The following is a 15,937-nucleotide window of genomic DNA, read 5'->3' as shown; positions in this document are numbered from 1 at the left end:
ATACATAGACAGGCGCTTTAAATCAGCCCTGCCTGTTTCATCTCTGACTTGATTCTGTCCAGTACAGGGCCTTCAGGCGTGGCCAGGTTTGGCTTATAGGGAAGTCCGACGGAGCGTCCCCTTAAGTTAGCCATATCCTTTGCGGCCACAGGGAAGCTGGCTCCATCCATGGAAAGCCGGACCGGATTCAGCTTGAACTGGGCTTCCAGGGACCTTTTCAGGTCTCCGGCCACATATTTATTGTATACATCCACTATAAGCTCAGGCATGAAATTGGCTGCCGTGCACACGCCTCCCACTGCCCCATGGCACATGGAAGCGTATAGCAGGGTGTCCTTACCGCCAAACACCTTGAATCCCACATCCCTTGTCCTGCGGATAAATTCAGCTGTCTGGGTTATATCGCCGCTGGTATCCTTCATTCCCACGATATTGGGAACCTCATGAGCCAGGCGCTCCACCAGCTTTCCGGACATGGTATAGTTCACCCTTCCCGGATTGTTGTACAGAAGCACAGGGGTCTCCGGCACACATTCCGCTATGGTCTTAAAATGAAGATAAAGCTCATCCTCTGTTGGTTTCAGAAACATGGGCTGCAGCACGGATATGCCTGCTGCCCCGTTGTCCGCTGCCATCTTAGCCAGACGGCAGCATTTTTTTGTGCTGATTGCGCCAATGCCGAAATAAACGGGCACACGCCCCGCTGCCTGGTCAATCATGATTTTAAGTCCGCGCTCCATCTCATCCTCTTCAATGACATAGAATTCGCCGTTGCTTCCAAAGGCCAGGATGCCTGACACCCCTCCTTCAATCACATAGTTCACCTGTTCCCGCAGCTTCGCCTCGTCAATAAACTCATTTTCATTAATGGGGGTGAGAATGGGTACAATAACACCCTTGATAAAATCTGTATTCATAACGCTTCTCCTTTATATCCGGGTCCAGGTCCGATTATGATTCAACTGTAGTATTGGCAATCTTTTCGTAATACTTGACAATGCTTGCGTGGTCTTCCTTCTCATAACCGTCAGCCTTCAATCCCTGCATGATTTCCATAAGCTGTCCTGTTAAGGGAACCGGAGAGCTGATTGCATGCGCGGCGTTCAGCGCATTGTTCAAATCCTTGATGTGAAGCTCAATGCGGAATCCCGGCTTAAAGTTCCTGCCCAGCATCATGGGTGCCTTCGCGTCCATGACAGTGGATCCGGCAAGTCCGCCGCGGATGGCCTGATATACCAGCTCAGGGTCGGTTCCCGCCTTCTTTGCGAAGGTAAGGGCCTCAGATACGGCAGCAATGTTCACAGCAACCACAATCTGGTTTGCCAGCTTTGCCACGTTGCCGGAACCCAGCTCGCCTACGTATACCACGGAACCGGCCATTACCATGAGCATGTCATAATACTTGTCAAACAGCTCTTTTTTGCCGCCTACCATGACAGACAGTGTCCCGTCGATGGCCTTTGGCTCTCCGCCGGAAACAGGAGCATCCAGCATGTCAATGCCCTTTTTCGCCAGCTCAGCGCCGATGGCCTTGCTCTCGGTCGGGTCAATGGAGCTCATGTCAATCAGTACTGTTCCCGGTTTTGCGCCGTCTGCAACACCGTTTTCGCCCAGCACGGCAGCGCGTACATGGGGAGAGTTGGGAACCATGGTGATGACTACCCCGCACTGCTCTGCTACTTCCCTGCCGCTTGCGGCAGATACAGCTCCGCATTCCGTCACTTCCTTCACCGCGTCCTTGTTAAAATCAAAAACAACCAGCTCATAACCTGCTTTTAATAAATTCTTGCTCATTGGCTTACCCATGATTCCTAATCCGATAAAACCTACTTTCATATCATTTCCTCGCCTTTCTTAGAAACATTTTTAGTTACATCTTTTTACAAACATCTTTTCCCGTCAGCTTGTTTTTCTGACCTATGCCCACATTATAGCTGTACCCTTCCTTCCTTACAATTGGCATTGTAAATGAAAAAGGCAGCTTGTTTTATACAAGCCGCCTATGATTTCAAATCGCATTTCACATTTGAAACAATCGTTTCATTTATAGTTCATTTATAGTTCGATATTGTATTTTTTCATCTTTCTCCACAGGGTTGCCTTGCTGATTCCCAGGCAGGCAGCGGCGCGCTCTCTGCTGCCGCCCTGGGCTGCCAGGGCCAGGCGTATCTGCCGTTCCTCCTCACAGGCAACCGGCCCCCCTATCCCCTGTCCGTCCGGCATCATCCGGACCGGAGCAGAAGAAGGAAACAGTTCCCGCAGCAGCTTCCTCACCAGAATCTCGTCAATGCTCCGCTTTTCAGCTGTCAGTATCAGCCGCTTTAAGAATGTCTCCAGCTGGAGAAGGTTTCCCTGCCACGGATATGCTTTCAGGCACTGCATCCCACCCTGGGTCACCACATGGTAACGGGAATATTGGTCGCAGGCTTCCCTGACCGTGTCCCTGATTGCCTGTTCCAGATCCTCCGGCCGTTCCCGAAGGGGCGGCACCCGAAGGACCAGTCCCGTGAAGAGATAATACAGGTCCTGCCGGAACCCTCCTGAAAAAGCAAGATGCCCCAGGTCCTCCGGTGTGAGGATGCTGGAGGCGATAACGCGGATATGAAAGCCCATGGTCCTGGCAAAATCCCTGCTGCCTGTCTTATAGCGAATGAGCTGGTACAGGCCGTATTGGCTTTTTAAGGACAGTGTCTCCACATCCTCCAGATACAGGGTACCGCCTTCTGCCAAAAACACGGCTCCCTTGTTTCCAAAGAGCATTTCCTCCTGCTCCTCCCGGGCAAGGCCTGCGCAGGAAAGGGCCAGGAAGGGGCCTTCACTGCAAAGCCCTGTATTGTGGATGCTCTCAGCCAGCGCTCTCCGCTCCGTGCCGGTTTCACCCAAAAGCAGCACAGGCTGTTCCGACTGGGAGTAAAGCCTGGCCAGGTGGACGCACTCCTTCATGGCCCCTGACTCCTGGCGTATACTTGAAAAATTTCTCCTGGCAATCAGGCCCTGAACCCTGTTTGCTCCATCCCGTTGCGGGCGCCGTTCACCGCGGCTCTGCTGCTTTACCTTGTGGCAGGTAAGAATGGCCCCCTCTGTCTCATTTCCCACGCGGACAGGGGCCAGAATGGCGAAGATGGAGGTCTTTCCGGCCTGCATGAAGGAGGAATAGCTCTCCTCCTTTCCCTCCAGGACCTGTGAAAGCTTATCCCTGTCTATGTCGGAGAATACCTGGGTAATGTGCCGGCCTGCCACCTGTTCACCGTCAGCTCCCAGTATGTCCCGCATTACCGGATTCACCGTGGTGATGACTCCTTTCCGGTCCATGTTCACCACCCCGTTGAAGGAATAGTCCAGAAGTGTCTCAATCTGGGCATTGCTCCTCTTCTCTGCGCCCATGGCAAAATCCAGGCTCTCAGCCATGGAAAAGGCAGTGCGCAGGGAATCCTCGGTGATCGACAGGAACAGGGACGGGATATCCGCCTCCTTGGCAGTCTCAACCGCTATGTCCCCTCCAATCATAAGGTCAGCGCCATCCTCCACGGCTTCCATGGCTTTTTCCTTTAACCCGGAACCATTGGCGGCAAAATAAGTGCGCAGCTTTATGTCATAGATCGTCTCAAAGTATGACATGTCGCAGAACATATTCTGAAAGCCCACCACAGCAATGATTGGCCTGGCCTTTTTTACTATCTGCCTGGCCTTTACCACCAGGAGAGCCATCTCCTGGGCCGTGGCCACGATTTCCACCACAGGCACATCCGTATACTGCTTGATGAGGGATGCCTGAAGGCCCCTGGCAATGATGATGTCCGCCCCGGCGGCAATGGAATTCCTGGCCTCCACCACCGTATTCTCTGTCTGGATGACACGCATCTGCGCAATGGCATACTTCTTTTCCTGAAGAATGTTGTGGGCCAGGTAGAGCATTTCCTCCCTTGGCACCAGAAGAACGATTTTCCCCATGCCGCTTTCCCCTTTTTACATGACTACTTGTCCAGACGTGCCTTTAAAAGCTCCAGCCCTGCCAGTATCACGCCGCCCAGTATGAAAAACAGGATACTGAAGGTGGAGGGACTCATGGGCGCCTTGGGCACATCCAGGGTGGTGGGCCCCATGGTGATGGCATAGAGGGAGCCTGTCATCAGGCCGATGATGGTGTAAATGGTCTGGGAGCGGAACCGCTCCAGGCACATCTTGATGATTTTAATAATTCCCACAATACCTGTGACGATGCCCAGACCAAATACCATCAGGATGGGGAAATAGTCCATATTCATGTGCAGGAATTCCTTCACAGCACCTATGATGGGCACATAGAGCCCGAATATGAGAAGGAGCGTGGAACCTGAGATGCCCGGAAGCACCATGGCGGTAATGGCGATCATGGCAGTGAAGAACACGTACACCACCAGTCCCAGTGACAGATGCTCCACTGATACACGGATTCCCTCGCCGCCTGAGGGATTAAAATAGGTGATGCAAAATACCAGCAGGACTCCCATAAGGGTGAATACCGTATTTCCGTACCTGCCTTTAAGCACTTCCCTTTCCTCACGGATCACCATGGGAATGGCGAATAAGGTCAGTCCAAGAAAAAGGGAGCTGATCCGGTAGATGTGAGCCTCAAAGAGGCTGGACAGAATCAGCACCGACATGCAGAAGCCGATGACCCATCCCACTCCCAGCTTTACCAGAAACAAAAAGGCAGTTTTCCTTCTGCCGTTGTCCCGGCCCATCAGGTCGTTCAGGGATTCAATAAATGTATCGTAAAAACCCAGTAAAAAGGCAATGGTTCCTCCGGATACCCCCGGAACGCTGTCCGCCAGGGCCATGCAGAAACCTCTTATTCCATTTAAAAGCACGTAATCTTCCTCCTGTCATTTTGCCGCCGCCCGGCTGTTCCGGATGGCAGTATGATTTTCTCTGAATAATTATACAGGAATTGACAGAAAATTCAAGCACGGTTTTTCACTGCCGTTTCTTTTGCCCTTTCCCTGTTCCGCCATTTTCTTCCTTTCCTTTCATCTTTTCCTATGGTATCATAGTAGTAATTTTTCTGTCTGATTGACAGCGGCAATGATAAGGACGCCGGACGCAAGGTGCGCCAGATTCCGGACCAGGGTGCTCTTTCCCGTGCTTTCGCTCCCCAGGACCAGCACACGCCGGGCATAGTAATCCCGGCACACAGAGGGAATGTAATCCCAGTGTCCCAGCGCCCAGCACTGTCTCGTACTGGCGAATGTGGGAAAGATTCCCGGAGCCGCGGATTACGGTTGCAAGCCCCACATCAGGGTGAATACGATTATGACAGGTCCGATGGCGGATACAATTCGGATCATTTTCTCAAATCCAGCCAGATATGCACACAGGACCATGGCCGCCTTCCTACCGCAGAAAAAGGTAAAGTGATTGAAATTTGCCTCATCCCTGCGTCCCCCGTGTGTCTGTACCTGATTCTGTTATATTATAGCAGAAGGCACATAAAAAATATAGCATTGAATACCATACTTATTCCCCCTGGAGCGCGTCATATCCCTGCTCTCCGGTGCGGACCTTCACCACATTTTCCACATCGTACACGAAAATCTTTCCGTCTCCGATATTGCCTGTGTAAAGAGCCTTTCTGGCTGTCTCTATTACATCCTCCACCGGTACCTTGCTCACCACCACTTCCAGCTTCATCTTTGGAAGAAGGGCCGCCTCCTCCACCTTGATGCCGCGATAGTAATTTACATGGCCCTTTTGCGTACCGCAGCCCATGACCTGGGTGATGGTCATGCCGGTGACGCCCAGGTCCGTAAGCGCATCCTTAAGAGCGGTGAACCTGGCCTGGTTAAATATCATCACTACCTTGGACAGCTTGACATTGGCGGACACCGGCTTTGCCGATGGATAATGCTCCACCGGAACAGCTTTTTCAACAGAGACACCGGCGTCCGCCGCCCCCTCCTTTGCCTTTCCCATAAATACCATTGGCATGAAATCCGCATAGGAGCTGGCCAGATTGTGTTCCGTCACATCCAGTCCCTTTGTCTCCTCCTCCTCACTGGCCCTAAGGCCGATGGTATGCTTCAGCACATTGAAGGTGATGATCATGGTTACGCTTACCCACAGGATAACGCAGACAACACCTAAAAGCTGTATTCCCAGGAAGGAGAAACCGCCTCCGTATACAAGGCCTCCGTCCACCGCAAAGACGCCGGTGAGAAGGGTGCCCGCGGCCCCGCACATGCCGTGGACTCCGATGGCGCCTACCGGATCGTCTATCTTACACACCTTGTCAATGAATTCAATTCCGAATACCACCACAAAGGCTGCTATGAGTCCGATAAAAAACGCGCCTGCCGGGCTGACCATATCGCAGCCGGCCGTGATTGCCACCAGGCCAGCCAGGGAACCGTTCAATGTCATGGAGATATCCGGCTTTCCATAGCGGAGCCAGGTGATAACCATGGTGGCCGCGGTGGCTGTGGCAGCCGCCAGGTTGGTGGTCACAAAGATATTGCCGGCGGAATATACAGCCGCGTCGCTGTCCATGGCAACAGTGGAACAGCCGTTAAAACCAAACCAGCAGAACCACAGGATGAACACGCCAAGGGCGCCCAGGGTGAGGCTGTGACCCAGAATCGCGTTGGGCTTTCCGTCCTCTGTGTACTTTCCGATACGCGGTCCCAGTACCTTGGCCCCAATCAGGGCCGCAACCCCGCCGCACATATGGACGGCAGTGGAGCCCGCGAAATCGTGAAATCCCATCCGGGCCAGCCATCCGCCGCCCCAAATCCAGTGTCCCGACACGGGATAGACCACTGCGCTGATTACGGCGCTGTAGATACAGTAGGAAATGAACTTGGTGCGCTCTGCCATGGCTCCCGACACAATGGTTGCCGCCGTGGCACAGAACACAGTCTGGAAAATCAGGTAGGCGGGAAGGGGAACGCCTGCCGGAAGGATTCCGGAATAATCCCCCCGCACCAGCGGATCAAATCCTCCAATGAAGGCCCCTGCACCCCCGAACATGATGCCGAAGCCTGTAAGCCAGAACAAAGGGGTACCAATGGCAAAATCCATCAGGTTCTTCATGATAATGTTTCCTGCGTTCTTCGCTCTTGTAAAACCTGTCTCCACCATGGCAAAGCCTGCCTGCATGAAGAAAACCAGGGCCGCGCCTAACAGGACCCAAATTGTGTTTACCGCTGAAAATTCCATAATGCATTCCTCCTTGAGGGTTTATATTTGATGGGGATGCGCATTCATGGGGGAATACGCAGAAAGAGGTGCATTGCCCGCCCGGTACCTGGCCGCGGCAATACACCTCTTTGTGTATCTGTTATCTACGCAGAAAACAGAGAAAGCGCCGGATGTCTAAGCACCGGCGCTTTTCTTTATGTGGCTTATTATAGTGTCCGCTTTCCGAAAAGTCAATGACAAATTAAGATTTTGTAAATAAACTATAAAAAAGCAATAAAATAATGGAAAGTTTCGGCAGATTTCCGCTGCCCTCCTAATCCGTTTAACTGCGGCTCGCAGCCTTCCATCTGGCTTTCTGGCCTTCAAACTGCTCGTTCAGCCAGTCCACGCCTTTTGCTATGCCGTCCGCGTCAAAGGACAGGATTTGTTGTTCCTTTTCTTCCTCAGGAGTGGCATCATAACCATATGGCTCAGGCCAAATGGTAACACCCAGGCGCGGTCCGTCCTCACCTTCCAAATCCAGCTTTTCCATACGAAAACGCATACCGTTGTGACTTCCTGTAAATTTCTCTTTTTTCAGGAAATTAATGGGCATGAAATTCTTCAGCTCCAGCATATGCTAACCTCTTTTAAACTACTTTTCATACTGGCTCAGCTCCACCAGGTGCATGGTCAAATCCGTGATGGTGTCATCGTCCACCTGGGCCGCCGTATAAAGTGTGTACTTGGTACTTCCCCACTCCCAGGAGGCCAGACGGCCGCCGCTGTCCGTGGTTTTAATCAGGACTTCCAGGCTGGTTTCACCGTAATCATAGTTCCGGGAAATGGCCTCATCCTTAAAGCGCTCGAAAATCCCCGCAAAGTCCTCTGCCGTATCCGAGGCCCTGTAGGTGTATGGCACACCGTCCAGAGAGAACCGGGCATCCGCCACCTCCTGGTTGATGATGAAAAAGCTGGTATCCTCAGCCCCCTCTGGCAGCACCATATGGACTCCTATGGCCTCAAAGGCCAGGACATCCTTTACCTCCGCCATGGGATTTGGCAGTTCCCGGGTTGCAGTTCCTGACTCAGCCCTTGTCCCTGTCTCCGCCGGAGCGGATGTCTCTGCCTCAGAAGTCTTAACAGGCTCCTTTTTGCCGCCGCAGCCCGCGGCCAGAAGGGCCGTAAGCGCTACGGCCAGCAGAATACCCTTTCTGCCCAAAAGCCTTTTGGTTCGATTCATGTAATTCCTCCTTCCATCTGCCCATGCACAGGCATCACTGCCCTTTCTGCATGGGTGCTACCGTCTCACAATATTCCTGCAGCGCCCTGTGCAGCTGTCCCTGTGAAGCCTCGTCGCACAGCACTACTATCTTGTCCCCTGCCCTGAGCACTGTATCCCCTCTGGGCACAAACTCGGCCTCCCCGCGCATAAGGGACACCACCAGAGAGGTCCTTGGCCAGGCGATAGCTGAAATCTTCTTTCCCTCGGCTGCGCTTCCATGGTAAATCATGCCTTCCACCAGCATCTTTTCCCCTGTAAGCGTGACCTTCTTGTCCGGGTTCTGCTTTGCCAGAAGGCGGTGAAGAAGCTGGTCGTACACCGGTGCGCAGTGAACCATGTCCGGAACCAGATAGGCTGCCAGTGAAACCATGGACAGGGTCAGCAGATGAGAAAAGGATCCTGTCATTTCACTAATCAGTATGATGCCTGTAATCGGCGCCCGCACAATGGCTGAGAAATAGCCCGCCATGCCCAGGATGATGAAATTCCCCACCAGGCCGCTCAGAGAGGGACTGACAAGGAGGGCCACATTGTAATATATGGTTCCTATGATGGCTCCCATCACCAGCAGAGGCAGGAAGATACCTCCCGGCGCCCCGGAGCCGAAGCTTATCATACTGAAGGCAAATTTGACCGCCAGCAGCAGGCACAGGGCGCCAAGCGCCATCTCACCCGTGGACAGTTCCTCCACCAGGGCATGACCTCCGCCCAGCACGCTGCGGTATGTAAATCCAAATACGCCTGCCAGCAGAAAGGGAATCAGAAGCTTCACCGTGCCCCAGGGAATTTTTCCGTATAAATCCTGGGTTTTGGACAGAGTGGTATTATAAACCACACCCATGGCTCCCATGATCACGCCCAGAACCAGCACATGACCGTAGGTGCCCAGGGGCATCATATGGGTGATGTGAAAGGAAAATACCGGCGTCAGGCCGAATACATTCCTGGATACAAAATCCGAAGTAATGGATGCCGCCATGGAGGAAAGGAGAAGCTCCGGTGAAAAATGCTTATGTACCTCCTCCAGGGAAAACAGTATACCTGCGATGGGCGCATTGAAGGCGGCCGACAATCCGGCGCTGGCTCCGCAGGTAATGAGAAGCTTTTCCTCTGTTTTTACCCGTTTGGCGGCCCTGGAGAACCCCTTTGCCGTCATGGCTCCCAGCTGAATGCTGGGGCCTTCGCGTCCCAGGGACAATCCGCATCCCAGGGATATAATGCCGCCTCCCAGCTTGGCAAGCAGCACACGCCACCACTTCTCATCAATTTCCCCAATGATTTCCCCTTCAATCTGGGGAATGCCGCTGCCTGATATCAGGGAATCCCATTTAAGGAGAAGGGACACCACACATGCGGCGGCGGCCAGAATCAGAATCCATACCGGCACAAACCAGGTATGGCTCCTGCCATAGTCCAGTATCATGTTCAGCAGTATATCCGCGGAACCTATGAGATAGCGGAAGGCCACCACCACGGCGCCTGCCAGGGCGCCCACCACTACCCCCTCTAAAATTAACTCATAACGAAAACTCCGGTAACGGTTAATGGTATGAGTAACCGTATGTTCTTCCGGCTGCATAACGTTTCCCCCTGTATCTTGTCTGGTCTGATGCCTACATCTCACTGTAGGTGCCCTTGAACTTTACAAGCTTGGGACGGTATCCCGCGCTGGTAAGGGCAGATACAATCTGATTCTTATGGTCTGTTCCAAATGCCTCCATGGTGATGCGCAGCTCCACGGCAGCATTGCGGTTGATACTGATAAACTGATTGTGCTCCAGCTTGATGATATTGCCCTGCTCCTTGGCGAGAAGGGCGGATACCCTGGCCAGCTCTCCCGGCTTGTCGGGAAGGAGCACGGACACGGTAAATACACGATCCCTCTCAATCAGGCCGTGCTGTACAATGGAGGACATGGTGATGACATCCATATTGCCGCCGCTTAAGATGGATACAATCTTCTTTTTCTGTACGTTCAGATGCTTTAGGGCAGCCACGGTCAGGAGGCCGGAATTCTCCACAATCATCTTATGGTTTTCTACCATGTCAAGGAAAGCCACAATCAGCTCGCTGTCCTCTATGGTGATGATACCGTCCACATTTTCCTGTATGTAAGGGAACAGCTTTTCGCCGGGACGCTTCACTGCCGTACCGTCCGCAATGGTGTTCACCTGGGGAAGTCCCACCACCTTTCCCTCCTTAAGGGATGCCTGCATACAGTTGGCGCCTGCGGGCTCCACGCCAATGACCTTAATTTTCGGATTCAGAAGCTTGGCCAGAGTGGAAACGCCGGTACAGAGACCGCCTCCGCCGATGGGAACCAGGATATAGTCCACGGTGGGAAGCTCCTTGATAATTTCCATTGCAATGGTGCCCTGCCCCGTAGCCACGTCCAGATCGTCAAAGGGATGTACAAAGGTATATCCGAACTCGTCCGCCAGCTTATATGCGTGATCGCAGGCCTCGTCAAACACATCCCCCTCCAGCACCACGTCGGCGCCGTAGCTCTTGGTGCGGTTCACCTTCATAAGAGGCGTGGTGGTGGGCATGACCACGGTGGCCTTCACACCGGCCAGCTTGGCCGCGTAGGCCACACCCTGGGCATGGTTGCCGGCCGACGCTGTAATCAGACCCTTGGACTTTTCCTCCTCGGTCAGGGTGTGTATCTTATAGTAGGCGCCCCTCACCTTATAGGCTCCCGTGTACTGCATGTTCTCCGGCTTGAAAAATACCTTGTTTCCTGTCCGGGCAGAGAAATACTCACTGTATACCAGTTTTGTCTCTGTGGTCACATCCTTCACAAGCTCGGAGGCCTCCTCAAATTTTTCCAATGTCAGTTCTTCCATATCTTTGTCCTTCTTTCCCTTGCTTTTATTCTATACTATAGCACGTCAATGTATTGTTTCAATCCACGTTCGGTTATTTCTGCACATGGAACAGGGCATTGACAAAATCATCCGCATTGAATTTCTGCAGGTCGTCTATCTTCTCCCCGATTCCAATGTATTTTACAGGAATTCCCAGCTCGGACTGAATGGCCACGGCAATGCCGCCTTTGGCTGTGCCGTCCAGTTTAGTCAGGATAATGCCTGTGATGTCGGCCACCTCCATAAACTGGCGGGCCTGGGCCAGGGCATTCTGTCCCGTGGTGCCGTCTAACACCACCAGAGTCTCCCTGTAGGCATCCGGATATTCCTTGTCAATGATCCGGTTGATTTTCTTAAGCTCTTCCATCAGATTCTTCTTATTGTGAAGCCTTCCGGCCGTATCACAGATAAGCACGTCCGCCTTCCTGGACTTGGCTGCCGCCACCGCGTCATAGATAACAGCCGCCGGGTCAGACCCCTCCTGCTGCGCTATAAGCTCCACTCCGGCCCGTGAGGCCCATTCAGTCAGCTGCTCAATGGCAGCCGCCCGAAAGGTATCCGCCGCCGCCAGTATGACCCTGCGTCCGTCGTCCTTAAGCTGTCCGGCCAGCTTGCCCACGGATGTGGTCTTGCCCACTCCGTTGACACCGATGACCAGAACCACGGACTTCCTGTGCTCGAATTCGTATGCGTTTTCGCCCAGGTCCATCTGCTCCTTTATGCTGTTGATTAAAAGCTCCTTGCACTCCTCCGGTTCCCGGATGTGCTGCTCCTTCACCTTCTTACGCAAATCCTCCACAATGGACATGGTGGTCTGGATTCCCAAATCTCCCATGATAAGGGTCTCCTCTATCTCCTCATAGAAATCATCGTCAATGGCGGAAAAACCACTGAAAATGGAATCTATCCCTGACACGATATTGCTGCGGGTTTTGGCCAGGCCCTCTACCAGGCGCCCGAAAAAGCCCTTCTTTCCCTCTGCCATAAATCATTCTCCTTTTTGTGTCTTACATATTAGGTCTTATATACAATCAATATATATGAATCATCATATCACAACTTGCACTATTTATCCAGGTCATCTGCAATGAGGTTCACGCTGACCAGCGTGGACACGCCCTTCTCCTGCATGGTGATGCCGTAGAGGCGGTCCGCTGAGACCATGGTGCCTCTTCTGTGGGTGATAACGATGAACTGGGTATTCCTGGTCAGCTTGTGAAGGTATCCTGCGAAACGGTCCACATTGGAATCGTCCAGGGCTGCCTCAATCTCATCCAGAAGACAGAATGGGGACGGCTTTAGGTTCTGGATGGCAAACAGCAGGGAAATGGCTGTGAGAGCCTTTTCACCGCCTGAGAGCTGCATCATGTTCTGCAGCTTCTTGCCCGGGGGCTGGGCAATGATCTGTATGCCTGCCTCCAGGATGTCCTCGTCCTCCATCAGTTCCAGTGTGCCCCGTCCGCCTCCGAACAATTCCTTAAAGACCTTGTCGAATTCAGCCCGTATTTCACCAAACTTCTCTTCAAACTGACGCCGCATCCCGGTATCCAGTTCCTCAATGATTTTCTCCAGCTCGGCCTGGGCAGTGACCAGGTCCTCGTGCTGGGTCCGCATAAACTCGTAGCGCTCCGATACCTCTTTATAATCCTCAATGGCGTTGACATTGATGTTGCCCAGTCCCTTTATTCTGGATTTCAATTCATCTATAAGCTTCTTTACCTCAGGGACGGACTGGTATTCCTCCCTTTTAAGCTCCAGTGCCGTGGAGTAGGTCATCTCATATTCCGACCACATATAGGCGGTGGAAGCCTCCAGCTTTTCCTCCAGCTTTTCCTTCTGGGCCTGGACGCGGAACATATCCTTGTCCAGCTCTGCCAGGCGGGCGGTCAGTTCCTCCCGCTTTGCCAGAAACGCCTTCTGCCTTAAGGACATCTCCTCCTTTTCAGCCTCATGGCCCGCCATCACCTGTTCCAGTTCCTTCATGTGCACCATGGCATTCTGAATCAGTTCTCCCAGATGCGCAATCTCCTGGCGCTTGCCCTCAATCACCTGCCCGGAATTTTCCGTGCCTTCGGCCAGCGAGTCAAACTCCTCTGTAAGCTTCTTTATTTCTCCGGACACACGGTCTGAGTTTTCACGGATAAAGTCCTGTTTCTGGCGCAGGTTGGCTGCCTCCATCTGAAGGGCCGACAGGTCCGCAGCACAGGTCTCCCGCTCTTTCCTGGAGTTCTCCAGGAGAACCGTCTTGTCCTCTATCTCCTGGTTGGCCTGGGTACTCACCTGCTCCAGTTCCCTGGAGTCCTGGGTGAGAGCCGTACGGCTCTCGTTGATTTCCTTTACCTGCTCCTCCAGCTGTCCGTGCTCGCGCACCAGGTCCGTGGATGACTCCGCAATCTCCGCCTTTTTATCCTCCAGCTGGGATATGTTCATACGGATGGTATTCTCCCGGATGGCCATGGACTGGATGTCGGCGCGCAGCTTCTCCAGTTCCCCCTTTTTCTCCTGAGCCAGGGATTCTTCCAGGTTCAGTTCCTTTTGAATCTTCTCCACCTGGACCAGCGCCTTGCTGCAGGTGTTCTCTAACTCATCAATCTCCCTGCGCCGTCCCAGCAGGTTGCTGGAATTCTTAAAGGCGCCGCCCGTCATGGAACCGCCGGCGCTTAAGAGCTCGCCCTCCAGGGTGACGATGCGCAGACTGTACTTATACTTTCTGGCCAGCGCAATGGCGTTGTCGATGGTGTCTGCCACTACCACACGGCCTAACAGGTACCTGGCCAGGCCTTCATACCGGGAGTCCACCTGGACCAGATCGCTGGCCAGTCCCAGAACTCCCTTTTCCTTCAGGGCCGCGGGCTGGGAAAATACCTGTTTGCCGTTAATGCTGGTCAGCGGAAGGAAGGTGGCCCTGCCGTATTTATTCTTCTTCAGATACTCAATCAGCTGTTTGGCCGTTGCCTCTGAATCCGTTACAATGTTCTGGATGCTTCCGCCCAGGGCTGTCTCGATGGCTGTCTCATACTTCTGGCTGGTGGTGATGATATCAGCCACCACCCCATGAATGCCGTGTACCCGGTCACGCACCTCCATGACCCTGCGGATGCTGTTGCCGTAGCCGTCATAGCGTTCCGCCAGGTTCTTAAGGGACTCCAGCTTGGTGTAGGCCATATGGTACTCCTGCTGGGTGTCGTTTAAATTCCGGTTCAGGCGGCGGGATTCCTGCTCTGCCTTAAGAAGGGCGTCCTCAGTCTCCTGAGCCGCGAACTGCTTCTGCTCCAGCTCCTCATTCAGCTGGTCTAACAAAGCCCGTTCCCTGCCGATGTGCTCATCCTGCACCGACTCGTCGCTCTTAAATCTGAGAAGCTTCTGCGATACCTCGCTGCGCCGTAAATTCACCTGCTCCAGCATGGTCTCATAGCGCTGCTGTCTGGCCGTCAGGGAGGCTCTCTCGTTAAGGGCCTGTATGATGCTCCCCTTTGCCCCCTCAATGGCTTCCTCCAGACGGCGGATGGCCTCATCCTGTCCCTCCAGGCGGGCTCCGGCTTCCTCCTGGCGCTTTAGGGCATCCCTCACCTGGCCGCCCATGGCCTTTAGTTCTTCTCTATAGGAGTCCAGCTGCTGATTCTTGGCGGCCAGCTCCTCTTTAATCACATCCCGCCTGTGCTCCAGATGCTCCTGGTTCATCTCCTCCGTATGTATCTGTTCCTTCAAGACATTGATCTGGCCCTCCAGATTTCCCTTCAGCACCGTGCCCTGGCTCAGCTCATCCCGGTCAGCTGCCATGCGGCGCTCCAGATCTGCCAGGGACTGCTCCAGCTCCTCATATCCGGCCTTCAGGCGCTCAGATTCCCTGCCTGTGTCTTCCATATCGCCGGAGAGGATCTGCTGGCGCTTCTCCACTTCCTCCAGCTGCTTTCCCGTTCCCTCTGTCTCCATGAGAAACAGGTTGGCATCGCATATCTTAAGGCTGTCCTTTAACTGAAGATATTCCCTGGCCGCCCTGGACTGACGCTCCAGGGGGCCCACCTGCTTCTCCAGCTCGGAGAGGATATCGCTTACGCGGACCAGGTTGGCCTGCTCGTCCTCCAGCTTCTTCTGGGCAATGGCCTTGCGGCGCTTAAATTTAACGATACCGGCAGCTTCATCAAAAAGCTCCCGGCGTTCTTCCGGCTTACCGCTTAGTATTCTGTCAATCTGTCCCTGTCCGATAATGGAGTATCCCTCTTTGCCTATACCCGTATCATAGAACAGCTCGTTGATATCCTTTAGTCTGCAGGCGCTGCCGTTTATCATATACTCGCTCTCACCGGAACGGTAGAGACGGCGGGATACCGTCACCTGGTCATAGTCAATGGCCAGCTGATGGTCGCTGTTGTCCAGGGTGATAGCCACGTAGGCAAATCCCTGGGGCTTTCTCATCTCGGTTCCCGCAAAGATGACATCCTGCATGCTGGCGCCGCGCAACTGCTTGATGCGCTGCTCGCCCAGTACCCAGCGCACTGCGTCGGCCACATTGCTCTTGCCGCTGCCGTTGGGGCCAACGATACCGGTAATGCCGTTATGGAATTCAAATACCAGCTTGTTGGCAAAGGATTTAAACCCCTGAATCTCAATACTTTTTAAATACATAGTC

At 53.4% G+C, this 15,937-nt stretch carries 11 protein-coding genes; all 11 read right to left on the bottom strand.

Going from position 1 to position 15,937, the window contains the following annotated elements; genetic code table 11:
• Window positions 1-17 precede the first annotated feature (17 nt).
• The 11 genes from LA360_RS03285 to smc all read right to left on the bottom strand — a co-directional run bounded on the left by LA360_RS03285 (window position 18) and on the right by smc (window position 15,933).
• Window positions 18-917, bottom strand: coding sequence for a dihydrodipicolinate synthase family protein (locus LA360_RS03285; RefSeq protein ID WP_022201812.1), 900 nt, complete (start codon window positions 915-917; stop codon window positions 18-20).
• A 34-nt stretch (window positions 918-951) separates the two neighbouring features.
• Window positions 952-1,836, bottom strand: a complete 885-nt coding sequence (garR, locus tag LA360_RS03280) for a 2-hydroxy-3-oxopropionate reductase (RefSeq protein ID WP_022201811.1) — start codon at window positions 1,834-1,836, stop codon at window positions 952-954.
• Between the two features lie 219 nt (window positions 1,837-2,055).
• Complete coding sequence (locus LA360_RS03275; RefSeq protein WP_112483272.1) at window positions 2,056-3,951, bottom strand: PrpR N-terminal domain-containing protein; 1,896 nt, start codon at window positions 3,949-3,951, stop codon at window positions 2,056-2,058.
• Window positions 3,952-3,974: 23 nt separating this feature from the next.
• Window positions 3,975-4,850, bottom strand: a complete 876-nt coding sequence (locus LA360_RS03270; protein ID WP_330391702.1) for a DUF368 domain-containing protein — start codon at window positions 4,848-4,850, stop codon at window positions 3,975-3,977.
• Window positions 4,851-5,496: 646 nt separating this feature from the next.
• On the bottom strand, window positions 5,497-7,194 hold the full coding sequence (locus LA360_RS03265; protein WP_022201808.1) for an ammonium transporter: 1,698 nt from the start codon (window positions 7,192-7,194) through the stop codon (window positions 5,497-5,499).
• 304 nt (window positions 7,195-7,498) lie between these two features.
• Window positions 7,499-7,792 (bottom strand): hypothetical protein, encoded by a 294-nt coding sequence (locus tag LA360_RS03260; protein ID WP_002583230.1) that lies wholly within the window; start codon window positions 7,790-7,792, stop codon window positions 7,499-7,501.
• Between the two features lie 18 nt (window positions 7,793-7,810).
• A complete protein-coding gene (locus LA360_RS03255) occupies window positions 7,811-8,398 on the bottom strand; it encodes a hypothetical protein (protein WP_022201807.1) in 588 nt (195 codons plus the stop codon).
• A gap of 34 nt (window positions 8,399-8,432) precedes the next feature.
• Window positions 8,433-10,019: a ClC family H(+)/Cl(-) exchange transporter gene (locus LA360_RS03250; RefSeq protein WP_112483271.1), complete on the bottom strand. Its 1,587-nt coding sequence runs from the start codon at window positions 10,017-10,019 to the stop codon at window positions 8,433-8,435.
• A gap of 34 nt (window positions 10,020-10,053) precedes the next feature.
• On the bottom strand, window positions 10,054-11,286 hold the full coding sequence (ilvA, locus tag LA360_RS03245) for a threonine ammonia-lyase (protein WP_002583233.1): 1,233 nt from the start codon (window positions 11,284-11,286) through the stop codon (window positions 10,054-10,056).
• Between the two features lie 73 nt (window positions 11,287-11,359).
• Complete coding sequence (gene ftsY / locus LA360_RS03240) at window positions 11,360-12,292, bottom strand: signal recognition particle-docking protein FtsY (RefSeq protein ID WP_057571178.1); 933 nt, start codon at window positions 12,290-12,292, stop codon at window positions 11,360-11,362.
• Between the two features lie 80 nt (window positions 12,293-12,372).
• Window positions 12,373-15,933, bottom strand: coding sequence for a chromosome segregation protein SMC (smc, locus tag LA360_RS03235; protein ID WP_022201803.1), 3,561 nt, complete (start codon window positions 15,931-15,933; stop codon window positions 12,373-12,375).
• Between the last annotated feature and the right edge of the window lie 4 nt (window positions 15,934-15,937).

Origin of the sequence: Enterocloster clostridioformis (genome assembly GCF_020297485.1) — a bacterium.
In the GTDB taxonomy this organism is placed as follows: Bacteria; Bacillota; Clostridia; order Lachnospirales; family Lachnospiraceae; genus Enterocloster; species Enterocloster clostridioformis.
Note: the sequence above shows the minus strand (reverse complement) of the source record. Positions and strands in the feature narration are given on the sequence as shown.

Coding starts and splice junctions, on each gene's coding strand:
- smc (WP_022201803.1), bottom strand. CDS start 15,933: ATGTATTTAAAAAGTATTGAGATTCAGGGGTTTAAATCCTTTGCCAAC.
- LA360_RS03265 (WP_022201808.1), bottom strand. CDS start 7,194: ATGGAATTTTCAGCGGTAAACACAATTTGGGTCCTGTTAGGCGCGGCC.
- LA360_RS03260 (WP_002583230.1), bottom strand. CDS start 7,792: ATGCTGGAGCTGAAGAATTTCATGCCCATTAATTTCCTGAAAAAAGAG.
- ilvA (WP_002583233.1), bottom strand. CDS start 11,286: ATGGAAGAACTGACATTGGAAAAATTTGAGGAGGCCTCCGAGCTTGTG.
- LA360_RS03275 (WP_112483272.1), bottom strand. CDS start 3,951: ATGGGGAAAATCGTTCTTCTGGTGCCAAGGGAGGAAATGCTCTACCTG.
- LA360_RS03255 (WP_022201807.1), bottom strand. CDS start 8,398: ATGAATCGAACCAAAAGGCTTTTGGGCAGAAAGGGTATTCTGCTGGCC.
- LA360_RS03285 (WP_022201812.1), bottom strand. CDS start 917: ATGAATACAGATTTTATCAAGGGTGTTATTGTACCCATTCTCACCCCC.
- ftsY (WP_057571178.1), bottom strand. CDS start 12,292: ATGGCAGAGGGAAAGAAGGGCTTTTTCGGGCGCCTGGTAGAGGGCCTG.
- garR (WP_022201811.1), bottom strand. CDS start 1,836: ATGAAAGTAGGTTTTATCGGATTAGGAATCATGGGTAAGCCAATGAGC.
- LA360_RS03250 (WP_112483271.1), bottom strand. CDS start 10,019: ATGCAGCCGGAAGAACATACGGTTACTCATACCATTAACCGTTACCGG.